Annotated in this window: 21 protein-coding genes; 14 read left to right on the forward strand and 7 right to left on the reverse strand. The window is 62.2% G+C overall.

Annotated elements, in window-relative coordinates:
* Positions 1-138 precede the first annotated feature (138 nt).
* The 4 genes from KJS28_RS09485 to KJS28_RS09500 all read left to right on the forward strand — a co-directional run bounded on the left by KJS28_RS09485 (position 139) and on the right by KJS28_RS09500 (position 2,341).
* Positions 139-312, forward strand: a complete 174-nt coding sequence (locus KJS28_RS09485) for a 4Fe-4S ferredoxin (RefSeq protein ID WP_021858743.1) — start codon at positions 139-141, stop codon at positions 310-312.
* A gap of 179 nt (positions 313-491) precedes the next feature.
* Positions 492-1,223, forward strand: coding sequence for a tRNA1(Val) (adenine(37)-N6)-methyltransferase (locus KJS28_RS09490; RefSeq protein ID WP_213540706.1), 732 nt, complete (start codon positions 492-494; stop codon positions 1,221-1,223).
* Positions 1,220-2,050: a 16S rRNA (cytidine(1402)-2'-O)-methyltransferase gene (rsmI, locus tag KJS28_RS09495; RefSeq protein ID WP_213540707.1), complete on the forward strand. Its 831-nt coding sequence runs from the start codon at positions 1,220-1,222 to the stop codon at positions 2,048-2,050. Before KJS28_RS09490 ends, rsmI begins: the two co-directional genes overlap by 4 nt.
* A gap of 33 nt (positions 2,051-2,083) precedes the next feature.
* Positions 2,084-2,341: a cytoplasmic protein gene (locus KJS28_RS09500; protein ID WP_213540708.1), complete on the forward strand. Its 258-nt coding sequence runs from the start codon at positions 2,084-2,086 to the stop codon at positions 2,339-2,341.
* Positions 2,342-2,516: 175 nt separating this feature from the next.
* Here KJS28_RS09500 and recG read toward each other — a convergent pair whose 3' ends face one another.
* The gene (recG, locus tag KJS28_RS09505; protein WP_213540709.1) at positions 2,517-4,568 is read right to left on the reverse strand and encodes an ATP-dependent DNA helicase RecG; all 2,052 of its coding nucleotides are present in this window, start codon (positions 4,566-4,568) and stop codon (positions 2,517-2,519) included.
* A gap of 12 nt (positions 4,569-4,580) precedes the next feature.
* On the reverse strand, positions 4,581-5,411 hold the full coding sequence (locus KJS28_RS09510) for a magnesium transporter CorA family protein (RefSeq protein ID WP_213540710.1): 831 nt from the start codon (positions 5,409-5,411) through the stop codon (positions 4,581-4,583).
* Between the two features lie 99 nt (positions 5,412-5,510).
* On the opposite strand from KJS28_RS09510, the gene KJS28_RS09515 reads away from it, so the two are divergent.
* Positions 5,511-5,939, forward strand: coding sequence for a hypothetical protein (locus KJS28_RS09515; protein WP_213540711.1), 429 nt, complete (start codon positions 5,511-5,513; stop codon positions 5,937-5,939).
* Between the two features lie 8 nt (positions 5,940-5,947).
* Positions 5,948-6,376 (forward strand): hypothetical protein, encoded by a 429-nt coding sequence (locus KJS28_RS09520; protein ID WP_213540711.1) that lies wholly within the window; start codon positions 5,948-5,950, stop codon positions 6,374-6,376.
* Here the strand turns inward: KJS28_RS09520 and lepA are convergent.
* Positions 6,357-8,165 carry a translation elongation factor 4 gene (gene lepA / locus KJS28_RS09525; protein WP_213540712.1) on the reverse strand — a complete coding sequence of 603 codons (1,809 nt, stop codon included), beginning with the start codon at positions 8,163-8,165 and terminating at the stop codon, positions 6,357-6,359. The two genes, KJS28_RS09520 and lepA, sit on opposite strands and share 20 nt — an antisense overlap.
* 31 nt (positions 8,166-8,196) lie before the next feature.
* Positions 8,197-8,856: a helix-turn-helix domain-containing protein gene (locus KJS28_RS09530; protein ID WP_213540713.1), complete on the reverse strand. Its 660-nt coding sequence runs from the start codon at positions 8,854-8,856 to the stop codon at positions 8,197-8,199.
* A gap of 246 nt (positions 8,857-9,102) precedes the next feature.
* On the opposite strand from KJS28_RS09530, the gene KJS28_RS09535 reads away from it, so the two are divergent.
* The 3 genes from KJS28_RS09535 to KJS28_RS09545 are packed head-to-tail and all read left to right on the forward strand — an operon-like array spanning position 9,103 to position 12,553.
* Positions 9,103-9,552 (forward strand): CtsR family transcriptional regulator, encoded by a 450-nt coding sequence (locus KJS28_RS09535; RefSeq protein WP_213540714.1) that lies wholly within the window; start codon positions 9,103-9,105, stop codon positions 9,550-9,552.
* Positions 9,553-9,605: 53 nt separating this feature from the next.
* Positions 9,606-10,040 carry a UvrB/UvrC motif-containing protein gene (locus tag KJS28_RS09540; protein WP_021858938.1) on the forward strand — a complete coding sequence of 145 codons (435 nt, stop codon included), beginning with the start codon at positions 9,606-9,608 and terminating at the stop codon, positions 10,038-10,040.
* Positions 10,041-10,096: 56 nt separating this feature from the next.
* Positions 10,097-12,553, forward strand: coding sequence for an ATP-dependent Clp protease ATP-binding subunit (locus KJS28_RS09545; protein WP_213540715.1), 2,457 nt, complete (start codon positions 10,097-10,099; stop codon positions 12,551-12,553).
* A gap of 168 nt (positions 12,554-12,721) precedes the next feature.
* Here the strand turns inward: KJS28_RS09545 and pyk are convergent, their stop codons facing one another.
* Positions 12,722-14,461, reverse strand: coding sequence for a pyruvate kinase (gene pyk, locus KJS28_RS09550; RefSeq protein WP_213540716.1), 1,740 nt, complete (start codon positions 14,459-14,461; stop codon positions 12,722-12,724).
* 485 nt (positions 14,462-14,946) lie between these two features.
* Between pyk and KJS28_RS09555 the strand changes: the two genes are divergently transcribed.
* The 3 genes from KJS28_RS09555 to KJS28_RS09565 are packed head-to-tail and all read left to right on the forward strand — an operon-like array spanning position 14,947 to position 17,685.
* Positions 14,947-15,948, forward strand: coding sequence for an ABC transporter substrate-binding protein (locus tag KJS28_RS09555; RefSeq protein ID WP_213540717.1), 1,002 nt, complete (start codon positions 14,947-14,949; stop codon positions 15,946-15,948).
* 47 nt (positions 15,949-15,995) lie between these two features.
* Positions 15,996-16,898: an ABC transporter permease gene (locus KJS28_RS09560; protein WP_407701748.1), complete on the forward strand. Its 903-nt coding sequence runs from the start codon at positions 15,996-15,998 to the stop codon at positions 16,896-16,898.
* A complete protein-coding gene (locus tag KJS28_RS09565) occupies positions 16,891-17,685 on the forward strand; it encodes an ABC transporter ATP-binding protein (RefSeq protein ID WP_213540718.1) in 795 nt (264 codons plus the stop codon). Before KJS28_RS09560 ends, KJS28_RS09565 begins: the two co-directional genes overlap by 8 nt.
* Positions 17,686-17,882: 197 nt before the next feature.
* On the opposite strand, the gene KJS28_RS09570 is transcribed toward KJS28_RS09565, so the two are convergent.
* Together KJS28_RS09570 and lspA are read right to left on the reverse strand one after the other, a co-directional pair.
* Positions 17,883-18,800: an RluA family pseudouridine synthase gene (locus KJS28_RS09570; RefSeq protein ID WP_213540719.1), complete on the reverse strand. Its 918-nt coding sequence runs from the start codon at positions 18,798-18,800 to the stop codon at positions 17,883-17,885.
* The gene (gene lspA / locus KJS28_RS09575) at positions 18,772-19,287 is read right to left on the reverse strand and encodes a signal peptidase II (RefSeq protein ID WP_267873538.1); all 516 of its coding nucleotides are present in this window, start codon (positions 19,285-19,287) and stop codon (positions 18,772-18,774) included. Before lspA ends, KJS28_RS09570 begins: the two co-directional genes overlap by 29 nt.
* A gap of 212 nt (positions 19,288-19,499) precedes the next feature.
* On the opposite strand from lspA, the gene KJS28_RS09580 reads away from it, so the two are divergent.
* Complete coding sequence (locus tag KJS28_RS09580) at positions 19,500-20,174, forward strand: hypothetical protein (protein ID WP_213540721.1); 675 nt, start codon at positions 19,500-19,502, stop codon at positions 20,172-20,174.
* Positions 20,175-20,451: 277 nt separating this feature from the next.
* Positions 20,452-21,864 (forward strand): tRNA (N6-isopentenyl adenosine(37)-C2)-methylthiotransferase MiaB, encoded by a 1,413-nt coding sequence (miaB, locus tag KJS28_RS09585; RefSeq protein WP_213540722.1) that lies wholly within the window; start codon positions 20,452-20,454, stop codon positions 21,862-21,864.
* The last annotated feature ends 29 nt before the right edge of the window (positions 21,865-21,893 follow it).

Genomic DNA, 21,893 nt, shown 5'->3' on the forward strand with positions numbered 1-21,893 from the left:
TGTTTCTGTCCGTTTTTTGTCCAATTTCGCCTGATCGTCGCAAAAATCGGCAAAACAAAATTTTCCATAGGGGAAGGGGTTGCTTTTTTTCATTTTCATGATACAATAACAGTACAAATCTTAATGGAGGTGCTTCCCATGGCTTATCAGATCGGTTCCGGCTGCGTCAGCTGCGGTGCTTGCGCAGACGTATGTCCTGTTGGTGCCATTTCTCAGGGTGACGATCATTACGTGATCGACGCTAACTCCTGCCTGGACTGCGGTACTTGCAGCGATACCTGCCCCAATGGCGCTATCAGCCCTGCTGAATAATTACATAGCAAGGACGAAAAACACCGGAGCATCTGCTCCGGTGTTTTTTTGCCGTCTTGCGCCGGAGGCGCTCCCCGTGGTACAATACTATCAATGATTCCGGCAGGATACCGGCTGCCATTTTGCGGATGGTGGAGAATATCATAAGTATCTCTGCCCAGAGAAAAGGAGGGGTACACATGGAGCACTGGGACCGGCTGCGGGGCGATCAGGGCTTTTACTGGGATGACGGTCTGTTCCGCCCCTCCACGGATACCTTTCTGTTGGGGAGCTTCCCCGTCCTGCGGCGTGGGGAGCAGGTCTGTGATCTGGGGGCCGGGACGGGTCTGCTGGGGGCGCTGCTGCTGACACGGGAGCCGTCCCTCACCGTCACCGGGCTGGAGCTGCGGGAGGACGCCTGCCGTCTGGCCCGGCGCACCGCCCAGCGCAGCAGCTGGCAGGAGCGGCTGCTGTGCCAACAGGGAGACCTGCGGCGGCGGGAGGACCTGCCCCCGGCGGGCGGGTTCGATCTGGTGGTATCCAATCCCCCCTACTTCCCGCCGGAGACGGGGCGTGTCTCCCCGCAGGAGACACGTGGCACCGCCCGGTCGGAGATAACGTGTACATTGGAGGATGTGTGCCGGGCCGCCGGTTGGCTGCTGCGGTGGGGCGGGCGCTTCTGCGTGGTGTTCCCCACAGAGCGGCTGGCGGAGCTGATGGAGACGGCCCGCCGCTTCGGGCTGGAGCCTAAGCGGCTGCGGCTGGTGCAGCACGATGCCGTCGGGGCTCCCGGTCTGGTGCTGCTGGAATGTCGTCGGGGCGGGAAGCCGGGGCTGCGGGCAGAGCCAACACTGCTGCTCTACGGCCCCGACGGCCGGGAGACGGCGGAGCATCGCCGTGCCTATTTTCGTGAGGAGGAGCAAGCGCTATGAGCGGAACATTATATCTGGTGGCCACCCCCATCGGCAATCTGGGGGATCTGTCCCCCCGTGGGGTGCAGACCTTGCAGGAGGCAGACTTCATCGCCACCGAGGACACCCGTGTGTCCATGAAGCTGCTGAACCATTTCGACATCAAAAAGCCGCTGGTCAGCTACCACGAGCACAACCGGGCCGCCGCCGGGCAGGCCATTCTGGCCCGGCTGCTGGCCGGAGAGACGTGTGCGCTGGTGACGGACGCCGGGACCCCTGCCATCAGCGATCCCGGCGAGGATCTGGTGCGGCTGTGCGGGGAAAACGGCGTCACGGTGCAGGCCATCCCCGGCTGCTGCGCCGCCGTGTGCGCTCTGGCGGTGTCGGGGCTGCCTACCGGGCGTTTCACCTTTGAGGGATTCCTCTCTGCCAACAAAAAGGAGCGGCGGGAGGCCCTGACCCGGCTGGCGGCGGAGCAGCGCACCATGGTGTTCCACGAGGCTCCCCACAAGCTGCGGCCCACGCTGGCGGATATGCTGGAGCTGCTGGGAGATCGGCCGGTGGCTCTGTGTCGAGAGCTGACCAAACTCCACGAGGAGACCATCCGCACCACCCTGTCCGGCGCTGTGGCGCTGTACCGGGAGAAGGAGCCACGGGGGGAATACGTGCTGGTGGTGGCGGGAGCCCCCCGGCAGGAGGCCCCGGCCCTGACGCTGGCGGAGGGCGTGGCCATGGTGCAGAGCCTGCGGCAGCAGGGCCAGCGGATGAAGGACGCCGTCCGCCGGGTGGCGGAGGACACAGGTCTCTCCCGCAACGAGCTGTATCAGGCGGCACTGCAGGAGGAGTGAGGCAGGGCCTTTCAGCGGATGCCGGAGGTACATATGATCGACTATACCATCGACTATATAAAGGCGCACGATTTTTCCACCGGCCACCGGAAGCGGCTGTTACAGGACAGGAAATGCGGCTGCTTTTATTGTCTGAAAATTTTCGCCCCCAAGGAGATCAGAAATTGGATCGAGGACGTGGGCGGTACGGCGATCTGCCCGTATTGCGGCATAGATTCCGTCATCGGGGAGCATAGCGGGTATCCCATCACCAGAGAATTTCTGGAGCAGATGCGCCAATATTGGTTTTGAGAGATCGCAATACCAACATATGGAAAATTTTCTATGCGGTCATCCTGTCCTGAAAAGCTGTCCGTGGGAGACAGCTATTTTCAGGGCGGTGGTTTTCGTGCAGCATTTGGGTGCAGCAAATGGCAGGAAGAGGGAAGAGCCTTTTTAGCTCCTCCCTCTTCCTCATTTATTCTCATCAGTTCATGGAGTCGGCGGTATCGTGGAACAGCTCCCGGACACGCTCCAGCAGGGGGCGGTGCTCCGGCCGGGAGAGATCCTCGTCCCGGCACAGCAGCGCTCTGGCGGCGGACTGGGCCTCCTCCAGCAGCTGCATATCGCAGGCCAGATCCGCAATTTTCAGGGTAGGCAGGCCGTGCTGGCGCTGGCCGAAGAAGTCGCCGGGGCCACGCAGGTGCAGGTCCTCCTGAGAAATTTCAAAGCCGTTGTTGGTGCGGGTCATGACCTTCAGCCGCCGCCGGGTCTCCTCACTGGGATGCTCCGACAGCAGGATGCAGTAGCTCTTGGCCTGACCACGGCCCACCCGGCCACGCAGCTGGTGCAGCTGGGACAGGCCGAAGCGCTCGGCGTTCTCCACCACCATACAGGTGGCGTTGGGGACGTCCACGCCCACCTCCACCACGGTGGTGGACACCAGAATATCGCTCTCCCCGGCGGCAAAGGTCTCCATGACCTTCTCCTTTTCCTTAGGCTTCATCTTGCCGTGGAGCACCGATACCCGCAGGTCCGGGAAGGTCTCCTCCTGCAGCTTTTTGGCGTAGGCCGTGACGGCCTTCCGCTCGTCGGGGAGGGTATCACCGTCCCCCACCAGCGGGCAGACGATGAACACCTGATGCCCCTCCTGCACCTGCTTGCGCAGGAAGGCGTTGACCCGTGGGCGGTAGCTCTCCCCCAAGGCGAAGGTATCCACCTTCTGCCGTCCCGGCGGCAGCTGGTCGATGACCGACACATCCAGATCACCGTAGATCACCAACGCCAGCGTCCGGGGAATGGGTGTGGCCGACAGCACCAGCATATGGGGAGCCTCCGCCTTCTGGCTCAGGGCCGCCCGCTGGTTGACGCCGAAGCGGTGCTGCTCGTCCGTCACCACCAGCCCCAGCCGTCCGTACTGCACGTCCCCCGTCAGTAAGGCGTGGGTGCCAATGCACAGGTCGATGGTGCCTCCGGCCAGTCCCGCCAGTGTTTCCCGCCGCTCCTTGGAACGGGTAGAGCCTGTGAGCAGGGCGCAGGTCAGGCCCAGCCGGGCCATCAGGGGCGACAGCGTTTCAAAATGCTGCCGGGCCAGGATCTCCGTAGGGGCCATCAGGGCCGACTGCCACCCGCTCTGGGCGGCGAACCAGATGCAGGCCGCCGCCACCATGGTCTTGCCGCTGCCCACATCCCCCTGACACAGGCGGTTCATGGGGCGACCGGCGGTCATGTCACCTATGGTATCCTCCACGGCACGGCGCTGGGCGTCCGTCAGAGTGAAGGGCAGGGCGTTATAAAAGAGATCCATGGAGACCTTGCGGCACACCGGGCCGAACACGTCCTCCCGGCGGCTCCGCAGCAGCCGGAGGCCACAGGTCAGCAGGAACAGCTCCTCGAAAGCCAGACGGCGCCGGGCTTGGGTCAGCGCCTCCGGCGAGTCGGGGAAGTGGACGTTTTCGTAAGCATAGTTGATGTAGCACAGGCGGTGCTCCCGCCGCACCTCATCCGGCAGTACGTCCGGCAGCAGCTCCCGGCAGGCGTCCAGTCCCTGCCGCACCGCCTGAGTCAGCATCAGCTGGCTGATGCCTGCCGTCAGGGAGTAGATGGGCATGATGCGCCCTGTCAGGTGCTGGCGGCCCTCCGGCTCCAGCAGAGGGTTCACCATCTGATGACGGCGCTGGCCCTCCACCTTGCCGTAGAAGATGTAGATCTCCCCCCGGTGGAGGCTGTTTTTCCGGTACTCCTGATTGAAAAATACCACATCCAGCGTTCCCGTCTCGTCCACGGCACGGGTGCGGACGATGGGGCGGCCGCCGGGGATGCGGTGGGCGGTGGGGTCGGCGGCGATCATGGCCCGGACGCAGACATTCTCCCCCTCCGTCAGGTCACGGATGGGGCGGGTCAGTGTCCGATCCTCGTAGGTGCGGGGGAAATAGCTGATGAGGTCACGCAGGGTGGTGATGCCCAGCTTCTCCAGAGCCTTGGCCCGTGTCTCTCCGATGCCCTTGATATACCGCACGTTGGTGGATAGCTCCGCCATAGGGCCGCCTCCTTAAAACCATTTTTTCCGTTTGAAGATCCACAGCTCCACCAGCACGCATACCACGCTGACGATGCAGATCACCAGATAGCCGTGCTCCGCCGTCAGCTCCGGCATATTTTGGAAGTTCATGCCGTACCATCCGGCAATGAGGGACAGCGGCAGAAACACTGTGGTGACAATGGTGAGGATCTTCATGATCTGGTTCTGCCGCATATCCACCTGCGTCTGGTGCATCTCCCGCAGCTGGAGGGAATACTCCTTCTCCTGCTCCGTCATGGTCAGCAGCCGCTGGGCCTTGCCGGAGAGATGCTCCAGCAGCCGCTGGACGTGCTCCTCTGCGTCCGGGATGGCATCGGCCAGCACGGCATAGAGGTCGTCCAGCTGGGCATAGTAGCCCGCCAGCACCGACAGCTCCCGGCGGATGCGGAACAGCTTCTTGTCGAAATCCTCCGCCTGTTGCGCCAGCAGAACTTCCTCCAATGCCGTCAGGCGCTCCTCGTAGTGCTGGAGGCTTTCCATGTCCTCCGCCGTCAGCCGGGCCAGCAGCTCCGACAGCAGCTGAGCCGGGGTCTCCCCCGGAAGGCCCGGCAGCAGGCCCTGCAAAAAACCGCCCTTTTCCACCAGCAGCAGTTTTTTCTCCGTCAGATAGTAGCCGAAGAAGTGCTTTTCGCCGGTGGGGGCCATGCGCTGAGGCATGGCGTAGGTCCCGATGACGCCGCTCTGGAGCCGCTCCGCCTTGCAGAATATGCCCCGTCCCGGCAGGATCTGGTGCCGGGAGGTCAGCTCCGGATAGCGCTGGCCAAAGGCTTCAAAGGTCAGCAGCTCATATAATTCGCTCATATCATGTACCTTCCCGAATGTGAGATGGGTTCGCCCAAATGGCGCAGAGCCATTTGGGCGATGAGGGTGTATCAATCGCTGTCCAGCTTGAGGACGGCCATGAAGGCCTCGGTGGGAACCTGTACGGTTCCCAGATTCCGCATCTTCTTCTTGCCTGCTCCCCACAAAAGCAAGCTTTTGTGGGGTCCCCGGATCAGATTCAAATGGCCGGAAATGAATTCCGCCCATTTCAAGGTTTTGCCTGCGGCAAAACGCTTGGACGCCGCACTTGCGGCGGGAAGGCAAAAAGAATCAATCGCTGTCCAGCTTGAGGACGGCCATGAAGGCCTCGGTGGGAACCTGTACGGTTCCCAGGTTCCGCATCTTCTTGCCTGCTCCCCACAAAAGCAAGCTTTTGTGGGGTCCCCGGATCAGATTCAAATGGCTGGAAATGAATTCCGCCCATTTCAAGGTTTTGCCTGCGGCAAAACGCTTGGACGCCGCACTTGCGGCGGGAAGGCAAAAAGAATCAATCGCTGTCCAGCTTGAGGACGGCCATGAAGGCCTCGGTGGGAACCTGTACGGTTCCCAGATTCCGCATCTTCTTCTTGCCTGCTCCCCACAAAAGCAAGCTTTTGTGGGGTCCCCGGATCAGATTCAAATGGCCGGAAATGAATTCCGCCCATTTCAAGGTTTTGCCTGCGGCAAAACGCTTGGACGCCGCACTTGCGGCGGGAAGGCAAAAAGAATCAATCGCTGTCCAGCTTGAGGACGGCCATGAAGGCCTCGGTGGGAACCTGTACGGTTCCCAGGTTCCGCATCTTCTTGCCTGCTCCCCACAAAAGCAAGCTTTTGTGGGGTCCCCGGATCAGATTCAAATGGCTGGAAATGAATTCCGCCCATTTCAAGGTTTTGCCTGCGGCAAAACGCTTGGACGCCGCACTTGCGGCGGGAAGGCAAAAAGAATCAATCGCTGTCCAGCTTGAGGACGGCCATGAAGGCCTCGGTGGGAACCTGTACGGTTCCCAGATTCCGCATCTTCTTCTTGCCTTCCTTCTGCTTTTCCAGCAGCTTCTTTTTACGAGTGATATCGCCGCCGTAGCACTTGGCCAGCACGTCCTTACGCATGGCCTTCACCGTTTCACGGGCGATGATGCGCCCGCCGATGGCCGCCTGAATAGGCACCTCAAACAGCTGGCGGGGGATATTCTCCTTCAGCTTTTCGCACAGCCGCCGGGCGCGGGGATAGGCCTTATCCCGGTGGGCGATGAAGCTGAGGGCGTCCACGCCGTCGCCATTCAGGAGCAGGTCTACCTTCACCAGATCGCTGGTGCGGTAGCCGGAGAGCTCATAGTCCAGCGAGGCGTAGCCCTTGGTGTTGGCCTTCAGGGTATCGAAAAAGTCGTAGATGATCTCGTTGAGGGGCATCTGGTAGTGCAGCTCCACCAGATGGGTATCCAGATACTGCATATCCTTGAACTCGCCCCGGCGCTCCTGACACATGGGCATGATGTTGCCCACGAACTCATTGGGGGCAATGATGGAGACCTTCACATAGGGCTCCTCGGCGTGCTCGATGGTGCCGGGGTCCGGGTAGTTGTGGGGGTTATCCACCTTCACCATGGTGCCGTCGGACTTATAGACGTGGTAGATGACGCTGGGGAGGGTGGTCACAAGGTCCAGATTGAACTCCCGCTCCAGCCGTTCCTGAATGATCTCCATGTGGAGCATCCCCAAAAAGCCGCAGCGGAAGCCGAAGCCCAGCGCCACGGAGCTCTCCGGCTCGAAGGTCAGGGAGGCGTCGTTGAGCTGAAGCTTCTCCAGCGCATCCCGCAGATCCGGGTACTTGCTGCCATCCTCGGTGTAGATGCCGCAGTAGACCATGGATTGGGCGGGGCGGTAGCCCGGCAGGGGCTGACCGGCGGGGTCCTCCACCCCGGTGATGGTGTCGCCCACCTGCGTATCCTTGACGTTTTTGATGCTGGCGGTGAAGTAGCCCACCTCACCGGCCTGCAGGGCATCGGTAGGCTCATTGCCCAGCGGCTTCAGGTAGCCGCACTCCAGAATGGTATACTCGGCGCCGGTAGCCATCATGCGGATGGTCTGGCCCTTGCGGAGGGTCCCCTGCTTCACCCGGAAGTACACCACCACGCCCACATAGGGGTCATACTGGCTGTCGAATACCAGCGCCTGCAGGGGGGCCTTGGGGTCGCCGCTGGGGGCCGGGATATTTTGCACGATATCCTCCAGCACCGCCTGAATGTTGATCCCCTGCTTGGCGGAGATCTCCGGGGCGTCCATGGCCGGCAGGCCGATGATGTCCTCCACCTCCTGCTTGGCCTTCATGGGGTCGGCGGCGGGCAGGTCGATCTTGTTGAACACCGGCAGGATCTCCAGATCGTGCTCCATGGCCAGATAGGTATTGGCCAGCGTCTGTGCCTCCACGCCCTGCGTGGCGTCCACCACCAGCACGGCGCCCTCGCAGGCCGCCAGAGACCGGGACACCTCGTAGTTGAAGTCCACATGGCCCGGCGTGTCGATGAGGTTCAGGGCGTAGGTCTCCCCGTCCTGCGCCGTGTAAAACAGGTGGACGGCACGGGACTTGATGGTGATGCCACGCTCCCGCTCCAAGTCCATGTTGTCGAGGATCTGGTTCTCCATCTCCCGTGCCGGTACGGCGTTGCACAGCTCCAGCAGGCGGTCTGCCAGCGTGGATTTGCCGTGGTCGATGTGGGCAATGATGGAAAAGTTTCTGATATGGGATTGGTCAAACATATGGAAAAGGCCTCCTTAGGTCGTTGGTTTCTTAATGCTGGTAGGACTTGCAGCGCTCGTCCACGCTGTGGAACACCTGCGCTGCGCTCTGGCCCACGCCGGGCTGGCCCGTCAGGCTCTCCGGCGTCAGCTCCGGCATCCCCTCCTGAGCGGCCAGCGCTTGCCGGTAGCGCAGGGCGCATAGCTGCATATCCGCCGCCACCAGTCCGCCGTCAAAGACCGAGGGGGCCACGGCGAACAGATCCTCGTTGCCGCCGCCCTGCCGGTACAGCTGCCGCAGCAGCTGATACAGGGCGTCGCCCAGATAGTCCCCGGCGGCGGTGATGGCCTCCCGGTCCCCGGTCTTGCCCAGCAGTTCAAAGAGGACCCCGGTGGTGTTCACCACCAGCTTTTTTTGCAGAGTCGCCAGAATACTGCCCCGGAGGCTGCCCTTCTCGCCGCTGGAGTCGTACACGTCCTCCGCCTCGATGATGGAGCCGTCCCGGTTCAGAGTGCGGCCCAGCAGGAAATCCGCCGACACGTGGTAGTAGGTGCAGGCCTTCACCACAAAGGCAAGGCCCGGCTCCCGGATGCCGTTTTCATAGTGGCTTAGCAGGGCCTGGCTGATGCCCAGCTCCCCGGCCGCCTTCCGCTGGGAGACGCCCTTCTCCTGCCGCAGCAGGCTCAATGTGCGGGAAAAATCAGTCGCCATTCTCTCTCACCCGTTCTCTTTCTGTTTATACGTTCAGTAAATTATATCTTCTTTATTACCCGATGTAAATAAAAATCTCGCCGGGGCGGCAAACTTTTGTGGAGTTTACCGCCCCATCCCATTCACAAATTGTTTACAGAATAAATATCAAAAAAGGTCAAATAGCCTATTGACATTTCCTACCGGCGTGGTATACTATGGGCAAAGGTCAAGGAAAGGCAATATCAAAATCAGGAGGGGAACGATATGGGAATCACAGATATGATCGCCGGGTTCATTCAGGAGGCGCTGGACGATGCAGGCGGTGTTTTGGAGATGCAGCGGGGGGATCTGGCCCAGCGATTTGGGTGCGTACCCAGCCAAATCAACTATGTCATGTCCACCCGGTTCTCTCCGGAGCACGGCTACATCGTGGAATCCCGGCGGGGCGGCGGCGGCTACATCCGCATCACCCGTGTCCATGTGGACCGGCAAACGCTGATGATGCACGTCATCAACTCCATCGGGTCGGAGATCGATCCGGCCAGCGCCAGAGCCATCCTCTCCAATCTGGTGCAGTCGGAGGCCATCCCCGCCCAGACGGGAAAGCTGCTGGTGAGCCTTTTGTCGGACACCGCTCTGCGATCCGTTCCCAAGGATCAGCGCAGCGTCCTGCGGGCCGACCTGCTGAAGCAGGCCCTCATCCATCTGGTATAGCGTCGGATCGGTACAGTTGACCGGTTTGATTTTTCGATAAGGAGGAAATCATTATGAAATGTCAGAATTGCGGAAGAAATGAAGCGACTTACTACTATAAGAGCAGTATCAACGGACGGGTCACGGAGACGCACCTGTGCGCCGACTGCGCCCGGAAGCTGGGCTATGTGCAGCGGATGCAGCCGGACAGCTTCTTCGGCGACGACTTCTTTTCCCATCCCTTCCGGCTCTTCGAGCCGCTGCTGGGCGGGTTTGGCAATCGCCTGCTGACGGAGTTCCCGGAGCCGGTGGATGTGACCCGGCAGGCCCAACAGGCCGTGGCGGAAGCCCCGGAGGATGCGCTGGTGGACAAGGCGGAGCAGGAGCGCTTCTCCCTGCAGCGCCAGCGCAACGCCCTGCAGACGCAGCTGCGTCACGCCGTAGAGGCCGAGGACTTCGAGTCCGCCGCCAGACTGCGGGATCAGCTGAAGGCACTGCCTCAGCAATAATGCCCCGGCAATAATTTTGGTAGATCACCACACCTTTTGAAAGGAAGTGTTTCTTTATGATGGAAAATAAATTCACCCCTCGTGCAGAGGAGGCTCTGCGTCTGGCCCAGGAGGCCGCTGAGGATATGGGACATGGCTATGTGGGCTCCGAGCACCTGCTGCTGGGCCTGCTGCGGGAGGAGGAGGGCATTGCCCACCGTGTGCTGGAGGAGAACGGACTCACCGACGAGATGGTCTGCGACATCCTGCACCGCAGCGTAGGCACCGGCGTCTCCGGCGCCGCACCCTCTCAGGGGCTGACGCCCCGTGCCAAGAGCGCCGTGGAGTTGGCCGTTTCCGAGGCCGCCCGCACCGGCGCCGGCTACATCGGCACCGAGCATCTGCTGATGGGGCTGCTGCGGGAGGGCAACAACATGGCCCTGCGCATCCTCCGCACCGTGGGCATCGACCCCAAGAAGCTGTACAGCGCCGTGGTGAAGAAGCTCAATGAGGCGCCCCGCACCGCCGCCGTGTCCGGCAGCGCTTCCGCCCCCGCACAGGAGGGCGGCAAGAAGGGCGCTCTGGAGGAGTATACCCGTGACCTGACGGAGGCGGCCCGCAGCGGCAAGCTGGACCCCGTCATTGGCCGTGAAAAGGAGATCCAGCGGGTCATCCAGATCCTGTCCCGCCGCACCAAGAATAACCCCGTGCTCATCGGTGAGCCCGGCGTAGGCAAGACCGCCATCGCAGAGGGTCTGGCCCAGCGCATCGCCGCCGCCGACGTGCCGGAGGAACTGCTGGACAAGCGGGTCCTGTCGCTGGATCTGTCCGGCATGGTGGCTGGCACCAAGTACCGGGGCGAGTTTGAAGAGCGCATCAAGAACGCCATCGATGAGGTGAAGAAGGCCGGCAATGTCATCCTCTTCATCGACGAGCTGCACACCATCGTGGGCGCCGGCTCCGCCGAGGGTGCCGTGGACGCCGCCAACATTCTCAAGCCCGCTCTGTCCCGCGGCGAGATCCGTGTGGTGGGCGCCACCACCCTCAACGAGTACCGCAAGTACATCGAGAAGGACGCCGCTCTGGAGCGCCGGTTCCAGCCCGTCACCGTGGGAGAACCCTCCCCGGAGGCTACGCTGGAGATCCTGAAGGGACTGCGGGATAAGTACGAGGCTCACCACCGTCTGACCATCACCGATGGGGCGCTGGAGGCCGCCGTGGCGCTGTCCCGCCGGTACATCAACGACCGGTTCCTGCCGGATAAGGCCATCGATCTGATGGACGAGGCCGCCAGTCAGGTGCGTATGGCCGCCGAATCCGCCTCCCCCGATCTGAAGGATCTGGAGGAGAAGATCGCCGCCCTGCACCGGGAGAAGGAGGAGGCTGTCGCCGCTCAGGACTTCGAGAAGGCCGCTCAGCTGCGGGATATCGAGAAGAATTATCAGGAGCAGGTGGAGATCGAGCGGGATAAGTGGCATAAGCAGATGTCCGTGAGCCGCGGCACCGTCACCGAGGACGACATCGCCAAGGTGGTAGCCGGTTGGACCGGTATCCCCGTCACCCGTCTCACCGAGGACGAGAGCCAGCGCCTGCTGAAGCTGGAGGAGACTCTGCATCAGCGGGTGGTGGGTCAGGACGAGGCTGTGGCCGCCGTGGCCAAGGCCATCCGCCGCAGCCGTGTAGGTCTGAAGGACCCCAAGCGGCCCATCGGCTCCTTCCTGTTCCTCGGCCCCACCGGCGTGGGCAAGACGGAGCTGTGCAAGACGCTGGCCGAGTCCATGTTCGGGGATGAGAACGCCATGATCCGGATCGATATGTCCGAATACATGGAGAAGCACACGGTGTCCCGGCTGGTGGGCTCGCCTCCCGGCTATGTGGGTCACGAGGAGGGCGGTCAGCTCACCGAAAAGGTGCGCCGTCACCCCTACTCCGTGGTGCTGTTCGATGAGATCGAGAAGGCCCACCCCGATGTGTGGAACATTCTGCTGCAGATCCTGGAGGACGGTATCGTCACCGACTCTCAGGGCCGCCGGGTGGACTTCAAGAACACCATCATCGTCATGACCTCCAACGTGGGCGCCAAGAACATCACCGCCGCCGAGAAGCCGCTGGGCTTTGACGGCAGCGATCCCGACGCCCAGAAGGACGAGGCCCAGCGCTTCGCCCGTATCCGGGAGGCCGTTATGACGGAGCTGCGCCAGACCTTCCGGCCGGAGTTCCTGAACCGTATCGACGAGATCATCGTGTTCCGCCAGCTGACGGAGGAGAACATCCGCAGCATCGCCCGCCGGATGCTGGACATCATCGGCGGCCGCATGGCCCAGCAGGGCATCACCCTGCAGGCCGACGACGACGCCGTGGCCGCACTGGCCAAGGACGGCTTTGACGCCCGCTACGGCGCCCGTCCCCTGCGCCGCACCCTCCAGACGGAGGTGGAGGATGCAGTGGCCGAGCAGATGCTGGAGGGCAAGCTCCAGTCCGGCGACACCGCTCATGTGTGCCTGAAGGACGGCAAGGTGGTCATCGAGAAGTAAAAACCGCAAGGCCCGGAGGTCTTGCAGTCAGGCCAAGGGGCCGCAGGCATTTGCCTGCGGCCCCTTTTTTCATACAGGCACCGGCACTTACCGGCTGTGGCGGCGGAGACAGGTGAGATGCAAAGAGGGGAGCAAGCGAAGGCTTGCTCCCCTCTTGATTTTTCTCTCTTACTGGGGCATGGTCTGCACCACGCCACGGGCGCAATCCACCGACACCCGGACGCCGTCCTCCAGACGGCGGGTGGCATCGCCCGCTCCCACCAGCACGGGCTTGCTCAGCAGCAGGCCCACCGTGGCGGCGTGGCACTCCGTGCTGCCCTCCTCGCAGATGATGGCGGCGGCATCCCGCAGATACGGCAGCAGTTCATTGGTGGTATATGGCACCACCAGCACGTCGCCGGCGTGGAACTTCTCCGCCACCTCCTCCACGCTGCGGCACACGCACAGCGGGCCGGAGGCCGTCCGGCTGCCTATGCCCACTGCATTCAGCAGCGACCCGCCCACCTGCTGGATACGGATCATGTTGGTGGTGCCGGAGATGCCCACCGGCACACCGGCGGTGATGACCACCAGATCGCCGTGGCGGATGAGGCCCGCCTTCTCTGCCGACTGCACCGCCAGTTCCACCAGCTCGTCGGTGTTCTCGGCACGGGGCATGGTGATGGGCTCCACGCCCCAATACAGGGCCATCTGGCGCTGCACCTGCTCCTCCAGCAGCAGGGCCACCACCGTGGTCTCCGGACGGAAGGAGCTGACCATCTGGGCGGTGATACCCGCCTGACTCACCGTCAGGATGGCATCGGCGCCAATGTCCTTGGCGGTGGTGCAGGCGGCATGAGCCGTGGCGGCGGTGATGTTCATGCGGTTGCGGCACCGCAGCCCCAGCAGCTTGGCATCGTCGATGTGGGATTCGGTTTTCCGGGCGATGGCATCCATGGTCCGCACCGCCTCCACCGGATACCGGCCCGCCGCCGTCTCGCCGGAGAGCATGATGGCGCTGGTGCCGTCGTAGATGGCGTTGGCCACGTCGGTGATCTCGGCACGGGTGGGCCGGGGGTTCTCGATCATGGAGTCCAGCATCTGGGTGGCAGTAATTACCGGCTTCCCGGCGGCCACGCACTGGGCGATCATATTCTTCTGGATGGCGGGGATCTCCGTGAAGTCGATCTCCACGCCCATGTCGCCCCGTGCCACCATGATGCCGTCCGCCGCCGCCAGGATCTCCGTCAGGTTATTGATGCCCTCCTGATTCTCGATCTTGGCGATGATGCGGATGCGGGACTTGCGGCTCTCCAGCAGCTTGCGGAGCTCCCGCACGTCGGCGGCGGAGCGGACAAAGCTGGCAGCGATGAAGTCAAAGCCCTCCTCCATGCCGAAGAGGATATCCTCACGATCCTGCTGGCTCATATAGGGCATGGACAGGGACACGCCGGGGACGTTGACCCCCTTGTGATCCTTCATGACGCCGCCGTTTTCCACCCGGCAGCGGATGGCGGAGGCGGTGGTGGAGAGCACCGTCAGCCGAACCAGACCGTCATCTAACAGGATGGTGTCCCCGGCCTTGACGTCCTGCGGCAGCTCGGCGTAGGTAACAGCGCAGCGGGTGGCGTCACCCTCCACGTCCTCCACCGTCAGGGTGAACTCCTGCCCCTCCTGCAGGGTCACGGAGCCGCCGGCAAAGTTCTTCAGCCGCACCTCCGGGCCTTTGGTATCCAGCATAGCCGCCACCGGCAGGCCTAACTCCTTCCGCAGGGCCTTCACCTGCTCCAGCCGGGCCTTGTGCTCCGGGTGGGTGCCGTGGGAGAAGTTGAAGCGGGCCACGTTCATGCCCGCCAGCATCATCTCCCGCAGCACGCCCTCGCCGTCGGTGGCGGGGCCCAGTGTGCAGACGATTTTTGTCTTTCTCATGATATATCCTCCTCTCCGGGGCCGTGGCTCCGGTTTCTCTTCGGGCCTATTCTACCAAACTTTTCCGCCGGGAACAAGGCTGCCGGGTTGGGACAGCGCATACTTTAAGGAAACTTTTCGGCATTTTTAGCTCTCTTGACGATATCTACATGAAAATTTATTCCGCATTTTGTGAATAAAAGCATTGACATATGGTCGTCTGCTGTGCTAAAGTACAGACAAGATTTTTGAAAGGAGCAAAATCGGGTATGAAGTTCGCCGCATCTGCAAATCTGTATTTTGGATATTCCTACTTTTACTTTTATTTTGCAAAAGTAAAAGCGATTTGTGATGCCCAGCAGCGAAAAAGTGCTTGATACCGATTTTCTACTTTTGAAAACAAACCGTATCGAGAGACGCCGTTCGGATCACATATCCGGGCGGCGATTTTATTTTCCGTCCGGGCCGGAGGAATCTCCCACATCCAGATTCAGGAGGAATTTGTCATGAAAAAGAAACGTTCTCTTTGCGCCGCCCTGCTGGCGGGACTGATGGTGACGGCGGTATGCCTCACCGGCTGCGGTAAAAAAGCCGACGACAACGCCGGCGGAGGCAGCAGCGATCCCGACAAGGTCTATCAGGTGGGCGTGTGCCAGCTGACCCAGCACGATGCGCTGGACGCCGCTACACAGGGCTTCGTGGATGCCCTGAATACCATTCTCGGAAGTGAGCACGTCAACATCGACGTGCAGGTGGCCTCCGGCGACAGCACCACCTGCACCCCCATCGTCAACTCCTTCGTCAACAAGAAGGTAGACCTCATCATGGCCAACGCCACCCCGGCCCTGCAGGCAGCCTATAACGCCACCACCTCCATTCCCATTCTCGGCACCTCCGTTACGGAGTACGGCGTGGCACTGGGGCTCTCCGACTTCAGCGGCACCGTGGGCGGCAACATCAGCGGCACCTCCGATCTGGCGCCCCTGACGGAGCAGGCGGACATGATCCTGGAGCTGGTGCCGCAGGCCAAGACTGTGGGACTGCTATACTGCTCCGCCGAGCCCAACTCCGAATATCAGGTGAAGGTGGTGGAGGACTACCTCTCCAATAAGGGCCTCGCCTGCACCCGCTACTCCTTCAGCGACAGCAATGACGTGGCCGCCGTCACCACCAAGGCCGCCGCAGACAGCGACGTCATCTACATCCCCACCGACAACACCGCCGCCTCCTGCACTGAGACCATCGGCAGCATCGTCCGCTCCGCCAAGACCCCCGTTGTGGCCGGCGAGCAGGGTATCTGCGCCGGCTGCGGCATTGCCACCCTCTCCATCAGCTACTACGATCTGGGCTACAAGACCGGCGAAATGGCCGCTCAGATCCTCAAGGGCGAGGCGGATATCTCCCAGATGCCCATTGAATACGCCAATGCCTCCAAGCTCTACAACCCCACTATGTGCCAGGAGCTGGGCATCACCGTGCCGGAGGGCTACACCGCTCTGGAGGGCTGAAGCACTCCCTGAGAAAACAGGAATCGGAAAAGGAAGGAAATATAAATATGATCGATCTGCTGAGTTCCCTGCCGGGTGCCGTAGCCCAAGGCCTCATCTGGGGCATAATGGCGGTGGGCGTTTACATCACCTACAAGCTGCTGGACATCGCCGATCTGACGGTGGACGGCTCCATCTGTACCGGTGCGGCGGTCTGCACCATGATGCTGCTGAGCGGCCGGAGCCTGTGGCTGGCGGTGCTGTGCGCCGTGGCGGCGGGCCTGCTGGCCGGGGTCGTGACAGGCCTGCTGCATATCTGGCTGGGCATCCCCCCCATTCTGGCAGGCATCCTGACCCAGATGACCCTGTGGTCCGTGAACCTGAAGATCATGGGCAAGGCCAATCAGGGCCTGTCCGTCCGGGACAACCACGTCCTTCTCAGCCAGATGGACGTCCCCGGTGCGCTGGTGGTGCTGGCCATTGCCGCCGTGCTGGTGGTGGCGGTGCTGTACCTGTTCTTCGGCACGGAGCTGGGCTGCGGCATCCGGGCCACCGGCTGCAACCCCGTCATGAGCCGGGCGCAGGGCATCAACACCGATCTCAGCAAGGTCATCGGGCTGTCCCTCTCCAACGGGCTGGTGGCCCTGTCCGGGGCGCTGCTGTGCCAGTATCAGGGCTATGCCGATATCAATATGGGCCGGGGCGCCGTGGTCATCGGTCTGGCGGCAGTGGTCATCGGGGAGGCGGTGGTCAAGCACATTTCCCCCAACTTCGCTGTCCGGCTCACCGGCGTACTGGTGGGCGCCGTTATCTACTATCTGGTGTATCAGGTCATCATCTTCGTGGGCTTCGACACCGATCTGCTGAAAATGTTCTCGGCGCTGGTGGTGGCCGCCTTTTTGGGCGTGCCGTATGTGAAGAAGCAGCTGGCCCGGAAACACCATGTCAAAGGAGGGATCCGTCATGCTTGAAATGCGCCATGTGACCAAGATCTTCAATCCCGGTACCGTGGACGAAAAAATTGCTCTTAATGACCTGTCCTTCACCCTCAACGACGGGGACTTCGTCACCGTCATCGGCGGCAACGGCGCCGGGAAGAGCACCATGCAGAACGCCATCTGCGGCACGTGGCTGCCGGATGCGGGGGAGATCCTTCTGGATGGGATCGACCTCTCCTCCCTGTCGGAGCATCAGCGGGCCAAGTATCTAGGCCGGGTGTATCAGGACCCCATGACCGGCACCGCCGCCGGGATGCAGATCGAGGAGAATCTGGCTTTGGCGGCCCGCCGCGGCCTGCGGCGCACCCTGCGGCCCGGCATCCGCAAAGCGGAACGGGAGGAGTACCGGCAGCGGCTTCAGGAGCTGGGGCTGGGGCTGGACACCCGTCTTTCGGCCAAGGTAGGCACCCTCTCCGGCGGCCAGCGGCAGGCGCTGACGCTGCTGATGGCCACCCTCCGTAAGCCGAAACTGCTGCTGCTGGACGAGCATACGGCGGCGCTGGACCCCAAGACCGCCGCCAAGGTCATGGAGCTGACGGAGCGGATGGTGACGGAGGAGAAGCTCTCCACCCTGATGATCACCCACAATATGCGGGACGCCATCCGCTACGGAAACCGCCTTATCATGCTCCACGCCGGGCGCATCATTCTGGATATCTCCGGTCAGGAGAAGAAGGATCTCACCGTGCCGGAGCTGCTGGAGATGTTCGCCCGTGCCAGCGGCAACGAGTTCTCCGGCGACCGGGCCATTCTGGCGTAAAGCCGCTTTCCTCACCCTCTACTTCTTCCGGCACTGCCGGGAGACTTCCTTCCTTTATTACCCAGCAAGGCCCCGCCGAAAAGGCGGGGCCTTGCTGGGTATTTTCGTATATTCGTATATGTATATGGAATGTATGTGTAGAATATAGAAAGGGCGAGGGCGTGGTCAGGCCACATCCTCGCCCGGCGTGCTTGCTCTCAGGTGCGCTTTTGCAGCTTTACCAGCATCCGCTCAAACTCCTCCGGCCGGGGGCAGGTGAGCTCCACTGGGCAGCCGGTATGGGGATGGAGAAAGCGCAGGCCCGTGGCGTGGAGACACTGGCCCGTCAGACCCGGCACGGGCTTCTTATTGCCGTACACGGTGTCCCCCAGAATGGGATGGCCGATATAAGCCAAATGGACCCGGATCTGGTGGGTACGGCCCGTCTCCAGCCGGCAGCGCAGGTGGGTGACACCGGGATACCGGGCCAGCACCTCCCAATGGGTGACGGCGGGACGTCCGCCGGCCACCACCGCCATCTTCTTGCGGTCGCTGCGGCTGCGGCCGATAGGGGCGTTTACGGTGCCGCTGTCCTGCCGGAAGTTCCCCACCGCCAAACACTCATAGGTACGGGCCAGCGTATGATCCGCCAGCTGGGCCGCCAGTGCCAGATGGGCGGCGTCGTTTTTGGCGGCGATGATCAGGCCGCTGGTGTCCCGGTCGATGCGGTGGACGATGCCGGGACGCTTCTCGCCGCCGATACCGGAGAGGGAGTCCCCGCAGTGGTGCAGCAGGGCGTTGACCAGCGTGCCGTCCGGATGGCCCGGCGCCGGATGCACCACCATGCCTACGGGCTTATTCACCACGATGACGTCCTCGTCCTCGTAGACCACGTCCAGCGGGATATCCTGCGGGACGGCCTCCGGCTCCTCTGCCTCCGGCAGCGTCACGCACAGCTCCTCCCCACCGGCGATGCGGTAGCTTTTGCCGGGGACGGCGCCATCACAGGTGACGCAGCCCTCCGCCAGCAGCCTTGCGGCGGCGGAGCGGGTCAGGCCCTCCACCCGCCGGGACAGGAAGCTGTCCAGTCGGGTGCCGGTATCCTCCTCAAGAGGGGTCAGACGGATCGTGTGCATGGTCAGACTCCTTCTTTTTCTTGTCGTATTTTTCGTAGAGGAACAGGTAGTATATCCCGCCCAGAATGGCTCCCACCACCACGCAGCAGTCCGCCAGATTGAACACCGGGTAGCTGAACAGCTGCAAGTCGAACATATCCACCACGTAGCCGTGGACGATGCGGTCGATGATGTTGCCGATGCCCCCTGACAGGATCAGGGTGCAGGCGGTGACGCCCGTCCAGTGACGCACCACCTTTTTGATGAGCAGCAGCGCCACCACCGCCAGCAGCACCGCCGTGAACACCACCAGCAGCACCGTCCGGCCGGAGAAGCTGGACCATGCCGCCCCGTAGTTATGCAGCCGGGTCAGCTGCATGAAGCCCGGCAGGAACGGCGCCGACTCCCCCACGGCCAAGTGGGTCACCACCCAATATTTCAGTATCTGGTCGCCGGCCAGCAGCACGGCGCCAAGGATCGCATACCACATAATGTACTCCTTCTGCACATGGATTTTGGCTATGGGTTTATTGTACCCTATCGGCGGCGGGTTTGCAACCGCCGACTTGTAAACACTATGCAGGAGATGCCACTGATTTTTAACCGCACTGTCACCGGTTTGTAAATGTTTTTCATCATTTCGTGATGAATCTGTCCAGAAAATTCGGTATGATAAAATCGTAAAGCAAACCAATGTGCATCCGGAAGAAAGGAGCTGCCATGAAAAGGCTTTGTGCGATCCTGCTGGGACTGATGATGCTGGCGGGCCTGTGTGCCTGCGGACGGAGAACCTCTCCCGCACCTGCTCCCAAAACGCCGGAGCCTGTCACGGTCATCACTCCGGCGCAGCCCACCCCTTCGGAGGCGGAGGTGGTTCCCGTTTCCTCCCCCGATGGCACCACACCGCTGACGGCGGAGGAGCTGAACTGGTTCGGCCGGTGCTTCTTCAACGTGGTCCCCGGCTGGGGCCCCAACCGGTTTCTGAGCTGCGCCTATGCCCGGCCGGAGGATATGGATCTGGCGGCGGTGCTGGCCTGCGGGCCGGAGGGCGGCTGGAACGTCACCTCTCAGGAGCGGGACATGATCGCCGCCGGGGGGACGGACAGCGTGGTCCGCATCCCGCTGGAGCAGGCGCAGGAGCTGATGCTGCGCTACACGGGGCTGGCCCTGTCCGACACCCAGGGCGTGGGGCTGGACAGCCTGCGCTACCTCTCGGAATACAATGCCTACTACCGGGTGGGCAGCGAGGCGGAGGCTGCCTACTGCCGCATCCTCTCCGGATGGCACACGGCGGACGGGCTGACGGTATTGCAGTATGACGGCGGCACCGTGACCCTGCGGCAGCTGGATGGCCGGTGGGTGTTCGTATCCAACGTGCCGGGCCGCAGCGCATAAAAAGGTCTTACTCTTCCCTCTCATTCTCTCATAGGCGGAAGCAGCTGGACGGGTTCCCGTCCGGCTGCTTCCGTTATTTTTGCTATTCCCCGGCTCCGTTTATTTTTTCTGCTCCCCGGCCTCGCAGTAAAACAGGATCTCCGCCCTCTGCAAGGAGCGGCAGTTTTTTGGATTTTTTCGTCGGGATTTCTTGTGCCGGGGGGAGAAATATGGTATACTAACGTGATAAATATGGAAGATAGCGCCCCGATATCCCACCGGGGCGGGGAGGTACCCATTGGATAGAAAAACAGTTCTTCTGGACGAAGCGCAGCTGGAGCGGCAGCGGGAGTATACCCGCCAGCTGGCGGCCCTCCATCAGCAGCGGGGCAAGCCCGTCTATGCGCTGGTGGACACCTTCGGCTGCCAGCAGAATGTGGCCGACAGCCAGCACATTCTGGGTATGCTGCGGGACATGGGCTGCCAGTTCACCGACGACGCCGCTCAGGCGGATATCGTGGTGCTGAATACCTGCGCCATCCGGGATCACGCCGAAAAGCGGGTCTACGGCAATCTGGGGGCGTTGACCCACACGAAAAAGCAGAACCCGGAGCAGGTCATCTGCCTGTGCGGATGCATGGCCCAGCGGCCGGAGGTGGCGGAGAAGGTGCGCCAGAGCTATCGCCACGTGGATCTGGTGTTCGGGCCGCAGGCGCTGTGGAAGTTCCCGGAGCTTCTGTACCGGGTCTATACCCGGCGGGGGCGTGTGTTCTCCGTGGAGGATGAACACGGCACCATCGCCGAGGGGATGCCCGTGGTGCGGGAAGGCAATGTCCGGGCTTGGGTGTCCATCATGTACGGGTGCAACAACTTCTGCTCATACTGCATCGTCCCCTACGTCCGGGGCCGGGAGCGCAGCCGTGAGCCCCAGTGCATCATCGATGACGTGCGGCAGCTGGCCGCCGAGGGGTATAAGGAAATCACTCTGCTGGGGCAGAACGTCAACTCCTACGGCAAGGATCTGGAGACGCCGTGGGACTTTGCCGACCTCCTGCGGGAGCTGGACAAAATCGAGGGGGACTATCTGATCCGGTTCATGTCCTCCCAGCCCAAGGACGCCACCCCCAAGCTGTTTGACACCATGGCCCGGAGCAGGCACGTGGCCCACCAGCTGCACCTGCCGGTGCAGTCCGGCTGCGACCGGGTGCTGCGGGCCATGAACCGGCCCTATGACCGGGCCAAGTATCTGGAGCTCATCACCTATGCCCGGAAGGTCATGCCCGATCTGGTGCTGACCTCGGATGTCATCATCGGCTTCCCCGGCGAGACGGAGGCGGAGGCTATGGAGACGGTGGAGCTGGTGCGGCAGGTGGAATTCGACGCCCTGTTCACCTTCATCTTCTCTCCCCGGCCCGGTACGCCGGCGGCCAAAATGGACGATCCCGTCCCCCGCAGCGAGAAGCAGAAGTGGTTCGACACTCTCTGCGCCGTGCAGAACGATATCTCCGCCCGGCTCCACGCCCGATATGTGGGCCAGACCCTGCGTGTGCTGGTGGACGGCCGCACCGACGACGCGCGCTGGCCCCTATCCGCCCGGACGGCGGGAGGACGGCTGGTACATCTGGTGGGCGACGAGGACGCTCTGGGCCAGTACCGGCAGGTACGCATCACCGACAGCAACACCTGGGCGCTGTTCGGGGAGATGGTATGACCCTCCCTCAGTAAATGGGCTGGTGGAAG

It is taken from the genome of Vescimonas coprocola (genome assembly GCF_018408575.1).
In the GTDB taxonomy this organism is placed as follows: domain Bacteria; phylum Bacillota; class Clostridia; order Oscillospirales; family Oscillospiraceae; genus Vescimonas; species Vescimonas coprocola.